General features: G+C 62.3%; 14 protein-coding genes. 9 read left to right on the top strand and 5 right to left on the bottom strand.

The window, feature by feature from the left end; translation table 11 throughout:
- The 3 genes from EOA29_RS11330 to EOA29_RS11320 all read right to left on the bottom strand — a co-directional run.
- The coding region (locus EOA29_RS11330; RefSeq protein ID WP_127220907.1) for a sensor histidine kinase at nt 1-873 on the bottom strand (873 nt) is incomplete at its 3' end.
- Entirely contained in the window at nt 873-1,538 is a 666-nt protein-coding gene (locus EOA29_RS11325; RefSeq protein ID WP_126092045.1) for a response regulator transcription factor, read from the bottom strand. The genes EOA29_RS11330 and EOA29_RS11325, both read right to left, overlap by 1 nt.
- Nucleotides 1,535-1,879, bottom strand: a complete 345-nt coding sequence (locus EOA29_RS11320) for a PepSY domain-containing protein (protein ID WP_245464885.1) — start codon at nt 1,877-1,879, stop codon at nt 1,535-1,537. Before EOA29_RS11320 ends, EOA29_RS11325 begins: the two co-directional genes overlap by 4 nt.
- 109 nt (nt 1,880-1,988) lie before the next feature.
- Between EOA29_RS11320 and EOA29_RS41020 the strand changes: the two genes are divergently transcribed.
- On the top strand, nt 1,989-2,252 hold the full coding sequence (locus EOA29_RS41020; protein ID WP_127299322.1) for a hypothetical protein: 264 nt from the start codon (nt 1,989-1,991) through the stop codon (nt 2,250-2,252).
- A 57-nt stretch (nt 2,253-2,309) separates the two neighbouring features.
- Complete coding sequence (locus EOA29_RS11315) at nt 2,310-2,777, top strand: DUF2231 domain-containing protein (protein WP_126092044.1); 468 nt, start codon at nt 2,310-2,312, stop codon at nt 2,775-2,777.
- A gap of 207 nt (nt 2,778-2,984) precedes the next feature.
- Here the strand turns inward: EOA29_RS11315 and mgtA are convergent, their stop codons facing one another.
- The gene (gene mgtA / locus EOA29_RS11310; RefSeq protein WP_126092043.1) at nt 2,985-5,651 is read right to left on the bottom strand and encodes a magnesium-translocating P-type ATPase; all 2,667 of its coding nucleotides are present in this window, start codon (nt 5,649-5,651) and stop codon (nt 2,985-2,987) included.
- Between the two features lie 574 nt (nt 5,652-6,225).
- On the opposite strand from mgtA, the gene EOA29_RS11305 reads away from it, so the two are divergent.
- Entirely contained in the window at nt 6,226-6,765 is a 540-nt protein-coding gene (locus tag EOA29_RS11305) for an Hsp20/alpha crystallin family protein (protein ID WP_126092042.1), read from the top strand.
- A gap of 77 nt (nt 6,766-6,842) precedes the next feature.
- Here the strand turns inward: EOA29_RS11305 and EOA29_RS11300 are convergent, their stop codons facing one another.
- Nucleotides 6,843-7,037: a hypothetical protein gene (locus tag EOA29_RS11300; protein WP_126092041.1), complete on the bottom strand. Its 195-nt coding sequence runs from the start codon at nt 7,035-7,037 to the stop codon at nt 6,843-6,845.
- Nucleotides 7,038-7,310: 273 nt separating this feature from the next.
- Here EOA29_RS11300 and EOA29_RS11295 point away from each other — a divergent pair, with 273 nt between their 5' ends.
- The 6 genes from EOA29_RS11295 to EOA29_RS11270 form a co-directional block, all read left to right on the top strand.
- Nucleotides 7,311-7,739 (top strand): DUF2267 domain-containing protein, encoded by a 429-nt coding sequence (locus EOA29_RS11295; protein WP_126095761.1) that lies wholly within the window; start codon nt 7,311-7,313, stop codon nt 7,737-7,739.
- A 3-nt stretch (nt 7,740-7,742) separates the two neighbouring features.
- Nucleotides 7,743-8,438, top strand: a complete 696-nt coding sequence (locus EOA29_RS11290) for a phosphoribosyltransferase (protein WP_126092040.1) — start codon at nt 7,743-7,745, stop codon at nt 8,436-8,438.
- Nucleotides 8,439-8,466: 28 nt separating this feature from the next.
- The gene (locus tag EOA29_RS11285) at nt 8,467-8,916 is read left to right on the top strand and encodes a pyridoxamine 5'-phosphate oxidase family protein (protein WP_126092039.1); all 450 of its coding nucleotides are present in this window, start codon (nt 8,467-8,469) and stop codon (nt 8,914-8,916) included.
- A gap of 91 nt (nt 8,917-9,007) precedes the next feature.
- Nucleotides 9,008-10,252, top strand: coding sequence for an MgtC/SapB family protein (locus EOA29_RS11280; RefSeq protein ID WP_126095760.1), 1,245 nt, complete (start codon nt 9,008-9,010; stop codon nt 10,250-10,252).
- Between the two features lie 115 nt (nt 10,253-10,367).
- Complete coding sequence (gene arcD, locus EOA29_RS11275) at nt 10,368-11,834, top strand: arginine-ornithine antiporter (RefSeq protein ID WP_127220906.1); 1,467 nt, start codon at nt 10,368-10,370, stop codon at nt 11,832-11,834.
- A 12-nt stretch (nt 11,835-11,846) separates the two neighbouring features.
- On the top strand, nt 11,847-12,175 hold a 329-nt coding region (locus EOA29_RS11270), incomplete at its 3' end, for an arginine deiminase family protein (protein ID WP_245468452.1).

The raw sequence follows: 12,175 nt of genomic DNA, 5'->3' as shown, positions 1-12,175 counted from the left end.
GGCCAGCTCCCGCTCGACGTGGCGGCGAATTGCGCCCGCGCTCTTCTCGATTTCGTCGGCAAGCCCGGTCTCGCCCTTTTTGCGTAAAGTCCGGATATCGGCGGACAGGACCTGCAGGGGTGTCTTGAGGCCATGCGCGAGATCGGTGGCGCGCGAGCGGGCGCGAGCGAGAGCTTTCTCCTGGGCGTCGAGCAGGCGGTTGATTTCATCGGCCAATGGCTGGACTTCGCTCGGCGCGGCCACGTCAAGCCGCGCCGTCCGCTGCGCAATCACCTTTTTGACGGCAACCCTCAGGCTTTCCAGCGGCGCCAAACCAACGGTGATCTGGATGAAGAACGCTCCCATCAGCGCGAAGGCGAGCATCGTGAGCGCTGGCGCGAGATCGCGGACATACTCGCCCACCGACACTTCGACGTTGCGATGGTCTTCCGCCACGATGGCGCGAAAGGCCCGCCCGTCGGCATCGGTGATCGTGCGCACGACGGCGACGGTGAGCTCTCCGCCGGGCCCCTTGAGCTCTTCCTTTCTCAGCTCGCCATTGGCCACCTTTTCCGGCAAGGTCAGCGTCGCATCCCACAGGGAGCGCGATCGCACGAGGCTATGCGTGGCCAGATCTTCCACCTGCCAGTAGTGGCCGGACAACGGGCTGGCAAAACGCTGGTCGGCCAGCGCCGCTTCGACCGACAGCCGGCCGTCGGCTGCGAAACTCGTCGCGCCGATCAGTTCATTGAGGTCGACGGTCAGCTCACTGACGACCCGCCGCTCGACGTTCAGTTCAAACAGATAACGCAGGCCAACGCCGGCGATGGCCAGAGCAATGATAATCGATACGGCCGCCGCCGACCAAAGTCTGAAACGGATCGAATTGCCCATCAGCCAGGCCCGTCAGGCACGAGATATCCGAACCCGCGTCGCGTCTCGATGATGTCATTACCGAGTTTGCGCCGCAGACGCGCGACGATGACCTCGATCGTGTTCGGATCGCGTTCATTGCCTGAACTATACAGATGTTCCGCAAGTTCGGTTGGCGGGACCACGCGGCCGGCATGATGCATCAGAAACGCCAGCAAGCGGTATTCCAGCGGCGAAAGTGCCACTGGAGCGCCGCGGAGCGAAATGCGCATCTGGCGCGTGTCGAGCAGCAAGGGGCCCGATTGCAGGACAGGCGCCGCCTGCCCGCTTGAACGGCGCAGAATGGCGCGCAGCCGCGCCAGCAGTTCCTCCATTTCAAAGGGCTTCGGAAGGTAGTCGTCGGCGCCGGCGTTGATGCCTTCGACACGCTCGGTCCACAGGCCCCTCGCCGTCAGGATCAGAACTGGAAAGCGGCGGCCATTGGCGCGCCAGCGCTTCAGCACCGTGAGACCGTCGAGTTTCGGCAATCCCAGATCGAGGATCGCTGCATCATAGCTCTCGACATCGCCTGCAAACCAGGCCGCTTCGCCATCACCCACAATATCGACGGCCATGCCCGACGCCTTCAAGACCGCCGCGATGTCGGTCGCAATGCGTGGTTCGTCTTCGGCCACCAGGATTTTCATCTGTCGTCGCCTTCACCGCCCACAACGGCGCCGGCCCTGGCGTCGACGTCGACGATCCTGCGGCGACCGTCGGCAGCGACCACCTGAACCCGATAGACCCACTTGCCTCCTGAGCGAATGAGATCGACGGCGACAATCTCACCGGGAGCCTTGGCTCGGACGATGCTCAGAATACCGGCAAGGCCCTCGATCTCGCCGCGTTCATATAGATCGCGTGCCCGATCGTGGTCGTCGTCGTCGTCTTGCGCCCGAACGGCAAATGGCGCGGCCAGGACAAGTCCGGCCACGCTCAGAGCTGCCAAGCGCATCAGTGCGATTTTCATGGAAGCGAGCTGTCGCATGCGGAAGCTGTCAAACCGCTGTCAATCATCGTCAGCCGGCGGCAAGGACCGGGTCTCTATCAAAGGGCATCGCGCTCGATCGTGGGCGCGCAGAGAAGGATCCGAAACCATGCGCAATGTCCCTGTTTTGCTTGTCGCCCTTGCAGGCCTCACCGCTTTTGTCATACCCGCCGCCGCTGAATCCAATCACGGGTCATGTGCACCCTCCTCCACAGCTTTCGGCCCAATCGACCTTGAGGCGATCCCCATGATGAACACCATCGGTCCCAAGGCGGTCAAAGGCGTCGGCGACGACGAGTGTGACGGCGGCAAATCCGTATCCGGCGCCCGCGGCGGTCAGGAAGACGAAGAATTCGGCGACAGCGACGATTGACAGGCGATCGAGCGTCCAACGGCTGCCGCCCTCACTGTTTCTGGAGAAGAATTTCCGATGCCTGCAATTCAGCATGTCCATCCCATTCTGGTGCACTTCCCTATTGTGCTCATCTACACACTTGTGATCATCGATCTCGCCGCGCTTGCCGGAAGCAATGCCGTAACGATGCGTTCGGGCGTAGGGACGATTTCCACCTTTGTTGCCGTCACCGCGGGATTGTTCGCCGTCGTCACCTGGTTCTTCGGCGGCATGGCCCTTGACTACGCCGAGGCCGCCGGTTTCAGCAGCGAGGTCGCCGAGATCCATGAGAGCTTGGGCACGATCAGCGCCTTCACCTTTCTGGGCTGGGGCCTCATCCGACTCGTGCTGTGGGTGCGAAATCGCGAACTGGGGACGTTGACCCTCGCCATACCCGCTATTGAAATAGCCGGCGCGGCCCTTGTCACGGCAACAGGCTATTACGGCGGGCAGCTTGTCTACGACCTTGGCGTGAACGTCGCCAAGGCCGCGGTCGGAGGCTGACAATGGACCAACCGGCCTGGCGGGGTGGTGACCGTCATAGCGCACGGGCGGCGGCCCGTGCCCAGGCATGCAAGCCCCTTGCCGCCAGCCGGTCGAGCAGGCCTCGGCTCGGTTCCAAATCGCACGCCCTCTGCTCATGGAATGGTCTTTTGCATCGGTGCGGGCAGTCGCGCCCGGCTGGTTGGTCTGCAAGCCGCTTCCTCCCTCTCATCCAGAGGCGTGGGCCGATTTGCCTGTCGTTTGCCTCTCATGTTTGCCCGCCGTTCGTCTGCGTTTGCCTCGGCTGCCGTGCTCGAAAAGCCAGGTCTTGGTGACCTCCGACACGATGACGTACAGCGCCGTGATCGCGAGCAGCCCGGCCAGCACCGGTCCCGGCAGCGGGACGAACCCGAACCAATCGGCGAAGGGAGCGAACGGGATTGCGATGGCAATGGCGCCAATGCCCAGGGTGAGAACCGCAAGCAAACGGCTGGGACGGCTGCGCCATAGCCTCTTGTGCGTGCGCACGACGAGCACGATGGCGAGTTCCGTCAGCAGGGATTCAATGAACCAGGCAGTCTGAAACGTGGTCGCCGCGGCGCGTACGACAAGAAGAAGGAATGCGAAGGTCGCGAAGTCGAAAAACGAGCTCACCAGTCCGAAACTCACCATGAAGCGTCGGACGAAACGGATGTCCCAGCGCCGCGGCCTGCGTAACTGATCGGCATCGACGTTGTCGCTCGCGATGGCCAGGGCAGGAATGTCCGAAAGGAAGTTGTTCAGCAGGATCTGCTTGGCCAGCAGCGGCAGGAACGGCAGGTAGAGCGAAGCGGCGGCCATGCTGATCATGTTGCCGAAGTTGGCGCTGGTCGTGATCGAGATGTATTTCATCGTATTGGCGAAGGTCTTTCGGCCATCATCGACGCCCTGCACCAGCACGCCCAGATCGCGCTTGAGCAGGATGATGTCCGCGGCCTCCCGGGCCACATCGACAGCCGTATCGACCGAAATGCCTATGTCGGCTTCATGAAGCGCCGGCGCGTCATTGATGCCATCCCCAAGATAGCCGACGACGTGGCCGCTCCGGCGCAGCGCCTCGACAATGCGTTCTTTCTGGTTCGGATCGATCTCGACGAACAGATCGGTTCTGCGGACACTGGCCAGAAGCCCGTTCTTCGTCAGTCTCGACAGGTCGTCACCGGTCATGATCCTGTCGGCCCGCAGGCCCACGGCCTCGGCCAGATGCGCGGCGACATAGCGGTTGTCGCCTGAAATGACCTTTACTCCGATGCCGCGATAGGCAAGTGCCGAAAGCGTTTCCCGCACGCCCTCCTTTGGCGGGTCGAGAAAGAGCAGGAATCCCGCGAACGCCATTGCGGTTTCGTGGTCGCGGCTGAAGCTTGCATTGTTCTGAAATCGCCGGATCGCCACGCCGAGGACGCGATACCCTTGCGCGCTCCAATGCCTGAATTTCTCCTCGATGGCCTGGCGTTCCGCCGGGCCCAGGGATTTCGGGCCGTGCGGACCCTGCACGAAGGCGCACGCATCGAGAACGTTCTGTACGGCCCCCTTGGTGATAAGGATCTGTTCGCGCGCCCCCTGCTGCACGGCGACCGACAGCCGCTTGCGGACAAAATCGTATGGGATCTCGTCGATCTTGGTGAACCCGGACAGATCCTCCTGTCCGGGTTGCGTATTCGCTATTGCTTCGTCCAAGGGATTCTTCAGCCCGGTCTGCAAAGTGGCGTTCAGCAGCGCCCAAAGCAGAACATCCTTCGAGGCATTGCCCTCGACGTCGAACGATCCATCGAGGTGGATGACGCCCTCTGTCAGCGTTCCCGTCTTGTCGGTGCAGAGCAGGTCCATGCTGCCCAGGTTCTCGATCGCATCGAGACGACGCACGATGACACCGCCGGTGGCCATTGTCCGCGCGCCTTTGGCCAAGGTGACGCTGATGATCGCGGGCAGCAGTTCGGGCGTCAGGCCAACCGCCAGGGCAAGCGAAAACAGCAGCGATTCGATCAACGGCCGGTCGAGCATCACATTGGCGAAGAACACCAGGATGACGATCGCAAGCATGATCTCGGTCATCAGATACCCGAACATCCTGATGCCGTGAGCGAACTCGGTCTCCGGAATCTTTCGCTCCAAGGCTTCGGCGATCGATGCGAACTCGGTCTTCGTTCCCGTGGCGACCGCAAGCACCTTTGCCGTTCCGCTGCGAACAGAAGTGCCGGTGAAGACCGCATTGGTCCGCTCCGCGATACCGGCGTCCGGCGCGGAGCGGCCGGCCGACTTCACGACGGGAAAGGTCTCGCCTGTCAGAACGGACTCGCTGACATTGAAATCCCGCGATTCCAGGATCACGCCGTCGACTGGGATGAGATTGCCGGCTGACAGACGGACGACGTCGCCGGGAACGATGTCCTCGACGTCGATCGTGCGTTCGAAACCGTCCCTCAGGACGATTGCCCTGCGGGAGAAACGCTGCTGCAGCGCCTCCATAGCGCGAGAGGCGCCATATTCCTGGGTAAAGCTGAGGACGCAACTGGCAAGCACGATCGCGCCGATGATCGCTGCTTCATGGCCCTCGCCGACAAACACCGAAACGGCGGCGGCAAAGATGAGGATCAGGACCAGCGGACTGCGAAACTGGCGGGCGAAGACAGCCAATGCGGATCCGCCGGACCGCGGCACCAGCGCGTTTCGGCCGAATTTGGCGAGGCGGATCGCAGCGTCGACGCTCAAAAGACCGGAGGTCGAGGTCTCCAGTTGCCCGATCAACTGATCCGTTCCAAGGGACCAGTAGGCGTGCTCGGCGACAACCAAGGAATGCCCGATCGAGTTCGGCTCGCTTGCCGGCCGTTCGGGTTGATCGACTCTGCCGGTCGCCATCCCCGAGCCCTCAGCTAGACGGGAAGCGATTGACGCTGGCCTGACAGCCGAAAAGCTGGGGCGGTGCCGCCGCAATCTGCATGGCCGATGCCCGATCCGCGTCCACAGCCACTATGACGACCATCGTATTGCAGGACATGCGATCTCCTCGCGCAACAGCGAAACACCCTTGCAATTGCGCCCTTCCGGCGCGCGGTGCCTTGATGTCTATCAAACTCGTCTGTCAGCGCGCGCGGACGCATGTGGGCTAGACGTCGTCGTTGGCAGCCGCCAGGAACCTTCAGGGCGTTCGGTGGCGACCGGCTCTCTTCTTCGCGCCTGTTTGATGCGGATCAAGGATGCCCGCTCAGGCCGGTGCTTTGATGCCAGCCTCGATCGGCCGAGCATGAATTGGCGATGCGGGCGCGACGATCCGCGTCAAACGCGGAAATCGCGAAGCAATGGACCGGTTCAGCGAAGACGCCGTCGGGCGGGTCCGCTGGCCTCCGGCTCTGGCGCCTGTTGGGTACCCTAAGGCGGAAGAGCGGAGGCAGCGGCACTTGCTGATCAATCAATCTGTCTCATGGAGAGAACCATGGCTGAAGCCCCTACCAAACTGCCCGTGAAGTCCGAGAAGAATGCTCCCGCTCCTGCCCGGTCGGACAATTGGATGGGACCGTTCGAGAGCCTGCGTCGTGAAATCGACCGGCTCTTCGATGATTTCCATCCGTTCGACTTCCGCCTGCCCTCCACCCGTTCGCTGTTCGGCCGGGATTTGCCGGCGGTGAACAGCGCATGGTCGGTGGCGCCGGCGATGGATCTGGTGGAAAAGGCCAATGCGTACGAGATCACGGCCGAACTGCCGGGCATCGATGAGAAGAACATCGAGATCAAGCTCGCCAACCGGGTGCTGACGATCAAGGGCGAAAAGAACGAAGAGAAGGAGGAAAAGGAGAAGGACTACTACCTCTCGGAACGCCGCTACGGCTCCTTCCAGCGATCGTTCCAGTTGCCTGAGGGGGTCGACGCCGACAAGATCGACGCCAGCTTCGCCAAGGGCGTGCTGACGGTCAAGCTGCCCAAGACGGCAGAAGCCCGGAAGGCCGAGAAGAAGATCACCGTGAAGGCCGCATAACGGCTCGAACGATCACTTTCTCAGTGCGCCAGGCAGCGCACTGAGAAAGAACCTCTCCGCCTGCAGGCGTCGTTCGCTTACACCGATTGATCGTCGGCCCTGGAAGGAGCAGCCCGCTTCTGGTTGGTCTCTGCCTGGCGCTCTGCGATCTTGAGCTTCTCCTTTTCGCGCGCAAGCAGGCCTCGGATCATCATCCGCTTTTCCGGGTCGGTTTCCCGGGCAAGCAGATCTTCGAAATGAGCGATGTTGGCCAGAGCAATGAACCGATCCACGACAGTCCTCAATTGCCGACAAGACGCATTGCCATCAAGCTTATATCCAATAGCTTCGATATCCTACCCTGACTTGTTCACATTCGCTGCAACCGCCTTCCAAACTGCTGCGACCGGTTGAGTTCGGGCGCCGGCGAGGTCCGAAGCCTCTCCTTGACGATCCGCCAGTGGCCCAAGCATGAGCCGGATGGTCAAGGGCGCGCGCGAATTGATCAAACGCAATGCGCGCAGGTCTAAATGGCGGAGAAAGGGACAGGTCGAAGGGTCCCAACGATGGCGCACTCTGTCTCACACACTTCCATAGCGCATGCAGCCGAGCAGGCTCAGCAATGGGCGAACGAACTCGCCAAGGATCTGGATTGGAACGAACAGAGCGCTTTCCGGTTGTTGAGATCGGTGTTGCACACTTTGCGCGACTGGCTCTCGCCGGAGGAAATGGCCGATCTGTCAGCCCAGTTGCCGACTTTGGTCAGGGGCATTTACTTTGAAGGGTGGAGCCCTGCGAAACCGGCAAGCGAGCGAACGAAGCGCGACTTCGTCATCAGCGTCAGGAACAGCTTCGGCTACGAGGCGGAGGTCGACATCGACAAGGCGATCGCGGCGGTGTTCAAGCTCCTCGACCGCCATATCTCTCATGGCGAGATCGTCCAGGTCCGCAATTCGATGAAGAAGTCGCTTCGTCATTTATGGCCGGAGGAATGACCGATGTTTCGCGATCGCCAGGAGGCCGGACAGAAACTCGCTGCCGAGCTTGCCACGCTCGATCTGCGGGATCCGGTTGTTCTGGCCTTGCCGCGCGGCGGGGTTCCCGTCGCCGCTGAGGTGGCCAAGGTTCTCAAGGCGCCGCTGGACCTGGTCCTCGTCCGCAAGGTCGGGGCGCCGGGCAATGCGGAACTGGCCGTTGCCGCCATCGTGGATGGAGACCCGCCGGATGTCGTTCTCAACCGGGAGATCGTGGAAGCCTACGCTCTCGACGATGACGAGCTTCGTTTCCTGATCGCCAAGGAGCGTCCGGAGCTGGAGCGGCGGCGCGCGGCGTATCGCGGAAAGCGCGCCTCCCTGTCGGTTGACGGAAAGACGGCGATCATCGTCGATGACGGGGCGGCTACCGGAACCACGATGAAGGTTGCCATTCGCGCTCTGAAGCGACGCTCGCCTCGTCAAATCGTCGTCGCAATTCCAGTGGCGCCCGCGGACACCGCAGCCGAACTTGCGCGGGAGGCCGATTTGCTCATCTGTCTCAGCCAGCCGACCCGCTTCCCCGCGCTCAGCTATTACTACGTCAACTTCCCACAGCTCTCCGACAGTGAGGTCCTCGACATCATGGCTCTCGTTGCTCAGGCACGCCGTAACGCCAACGACAGAAGGCGGCCCGCGGCGCATGCCGCAAACAAATCATGACAACAAGCCGGCACCTAGGAGTCCACCGATGCAGATCCGCACACTTTCCACTCTGGAGTGCACGAAAATTCTGACGGCCAATCGCGTCGGTCACCTGGCCTGCACGAAAGACGGGCAACCCTATATCGTCCCGCTCTATTATGCCCACGCGGACAATCATCTTTATGCCTTTTCCATGCCCGGCAAGAAGATCGACTGGATGCGCTCCAATCCGCTGGTGTCGGTTCAGGTCGACGAACACGGCACGGATCGAGGTTGGAGAAGCGTGATCGCCTATGGCCGCTATGAGGAGCTTCCGGATCGGATCGGGCACAAGCTTCAGCGGGATCACGCGTGGTCCGTCTTGAGCAGACACTCCGATTGGTGGGAGCCAGGTGCGCTCAAGCCGGCCGCGTCCCCGGAATTGGAGCGTCTCCCCCCTGTGTTCTTCAGGATCTTCATCGCGGAAGTTTCAGGCCGCGAGGCGATAGAGAGTTGATCCTTGCCATGGCGACCCAAAGAGGAAGTCACGCGATGCCGACCGCTGATCGAAGCGGACGGCAGCATGCGCAGCCTTGAGGCACCTCATGATGGACTCGCTCATAGCCCGCCTTGCAGTGGCCCTGGCGATAGGATTGCTGGTCGGGTTGGAGCGAGGCTGGCGAGAGCGCGATGCCCCTGATCGTAGCCGCACGGCCGGCATCCGGACTTTCGGCATATCGGGCCTCCTCGGCGGTGTTTTTGCGGCTTTGGCCCAGGCGCTCACCGAAAATTCCGTATTGGTCGCCGGGTTCCTCGCCTTTGCTGGCATCTTCGCATGGTACAAGGCACGCGAAGCCTCACACGATGAGGATTTCAGCGTCACGACCGTCGTCGCGGGCCTTGCCGTCTTCGCCCTTGGGGCGCTCTGCGTGGCTGGCGATTTCCGGGTTGCGGCCGCAGGCGGCGCAGCCCTGGCGGCACTTCTTGCAAGCCGCGAGGTCTTGCATGGACTCTTGCAGCGCCTGACCTGGCTGGAGCTTCGCTCGGCATTGATACTCGCGGTGATGACCGCGGTCGTGCTGCCCCTGCTGCCGGACCGCACGCTGGATCCCTGGGGAGGCTTCAACCCGCGCGAGATTTGGCTCCTGACGGTGCTGATGGCCTCGATCTCGTTCGCCGGTTACGTCGCGGTGCGCATTCTCGGAAACGCTCGCGGGCTGATTGTGAGCGCGCTTGCCGGCGCTGTCGTCTCATCCACCGCCGTCACTTTGTCGCTGGCTCGCACCGCCAACACGGCGAGCAGTCCCTTGCCTTTTGCGGGCGCGGCTTCGCTGGCGGCAATGGTTTCGATCTTGCGTGTCTGCGTCGTGGTTCTGGCTCTGGCGCCGAGCGTGGCAGCATTCATCGCCGCGCCCGCGCTCGCTGCCGCACTGGCATTCGGCGCCTGCGGAACAATCGCATTGGTCATCCATGGCCAGAAGCCGGAGAACCCCGCCCCGACGCGCAATCCATTCGAATTGGCGCCTCTGCTGATCTTTGCGTTGCTGTTCGCATCGGCCTCGACGGCCAGTGCCGCGTTGGCTTCGCAGTTCGAAGAACGGGGCCTGCTGGCGAGCTCCGCGATCGCGGGCGCGTTCGATGTCGATGCTTCAGTGCTCAGCGCTCTGCGCCTGGTCAAGCATTCGATCTCGATCGAAACGGTAGGACACGCGGTGCTGACGGCGCTGATGGCCAACGCGGTCGGACGCCTTTCCCTGGCGGTATTTGCGGGTCCGGTGAGATTCTGGTTGCCCCTGGCCGGCATGACGTTAGCCGCCGCCGCTGCCGGCTACAGCGCCTTGCAGCTCCTGTAGATTACTGCGGCCGTCTCGACACGCCTGTCGGCGCAATGCCCAAATTTGACCGGCGTCAAGGCCGCCAGTTCTGTTTGCTGCGAAATCCTCCCACTGTTCGCAACGGGAGCGCATCATGTCCACGACAGAGGTCAATATCCCAATCCGGGAGGCCACGACCACCGCATCGACGAAGCTACGATTGGGATCGCTGACAGCGCTCGTGATCGGCTCGATGGTGGGCTCGGGCGTGTTCAGTCTGCCCCAGAACATGGCAGCCGGCGCCGGTCCTCTGGCGATCCTGATCGGTTGGACGATCACGGCGATCGGCATGCTCGCGCTGGTGTTCGTCTACCAGTCGTTGGCGGTGCGCCGACCCGATCTCGATGCGGGACCCTATGCTTATGCCAAGGCAGGGTTTGGGCCTTTCATAGGGTTCAACAGTGCCTGGGGCTATTGGATCAGCGCTTGGGTCGGCAACGTGTCCTACGCCGTGATCGTCTTCAGCGCGCTGTCCTATTTCTTCCCTGCCTTTGGTGACGGGAATACATGGCAGGCGGTGCTCGGCGCCTCGATCCTCTTGTGGCTCATCCACTTGCTGATCCTCGCGGGCATTCGCCAGGCCGGGGTCGTCAACACCATCGTGACCGTAGCCAAGATTGCTCCCGTTGTCCTTTTCGTCGGGATTGTCGCCGTCGCCTTCAAGCTCAACGTCTGGTCGCTCGACTTCACCGGGCTCGGCAATGCCTCTCTCGGTACCATCGCCGCTCAGGTGAAGAGCACCATGCTGGTGACGCTGTGGGTCTTCATCGGCATCGAAGGGGCCAGCGTGTTCTCCGCCCGGGCGGAGCGCCGCAAGGACATCGCGACCGCGACGGTGCTCGGTTTCTTCACCTGCCTCGCGCTCTATGCGCTGGTCTCGCTGCTTTCGCTCGGTATCCTGAGCCAACCCGAGCTTGCCGCCTTGAAGAACCCATCGATGGCGGGCGTGCTGGAGGCCGTCGTCGGACCCTGGGGCGCCGTGCTCATCAATCTTGCACTCGTCGTTTCGGTCGTCGGCGCCTTCTTGAGCTGGACCTTGCTCGCCGCCGAGATACCGCATGTCGCCGGCAAGGACGGGACGATGCCGAAATTCTTCGGCCGGGAAAGCGAACGCGGCGTGCCCTCGACGTCGCTGCTGATCACCAACCTGCTCGTTCAGGCCTTCCTGGTGATCACGCTCTTTGCGCAGAGCACCTATCAGGCGCTCTTCTACATCGCTTCGGCGGCCATCCTCGTGCCTTACATTTTCTCCGGAGCCTTCGCCGCCAAGCTGGCCCTGACTGGGGAAAGCTATGAGAGCGGCGAACAGCGCGCCGGGCCTCTCATCGCGGGGTTGCTGGCGACGGCTTACGGCCTGTGGCTCGTCTATGCGGCGGGACCGGCTTATCTGTTCATGTGCGCGATCCTCTATGCGCCGGGTATCATCTTCTATGTCTGGGCCCGTCGAGAAGGGAATCAGCGCGTCTTCCATCCCGTGGAAACCGTCATCGCGGTCGCACTCGTCGCAGTCGCAATCCTTGCCGTCTACGAAATGTGGACCGGCGCCGTCAGCCCGCTTTGAGAGTTCGTTCCCATGACAAATCTAGGGGTCCATTCGGAAGTCGGCCGCCTGCGCGAGGTGATGGTTCACAGGCCGGATCTCAGCCTGCGCAGGCTGACGCCGGAGAATTGCAAGGCGCTGCTGTTCGACGACGTGCTGTGGGTGAAACGAGCACGCCAGGAGCATGACGTTTTCGTCGATGCCTTGCGCGAACGCGGCGTGGTGGTCCATTCGTTCGGCGAGCTCCTGGCGCAGACCATGGGCATCGGCAAGGCGCGCGACTGGCTTCTCGATCGCCGCGTGCATGCGGGCGTCGTCGGCCTGGACATGGTCGACGAGATGCGGGGATGGCTGAACGAGAT

Source organism: Mesorhizobium sp. M1E.F.Ca.ET.063.01.1.1, assembly GCF_003998155.1.
GTDB lineage: Bacteria > Pseudomonadota > Alphaproteobacteria > Rhizobiales > Rhizobiaceae > Mesorhizobium.
This window is presented reverse-complemented; position numbering and strand designations above follow the sequence as displayed.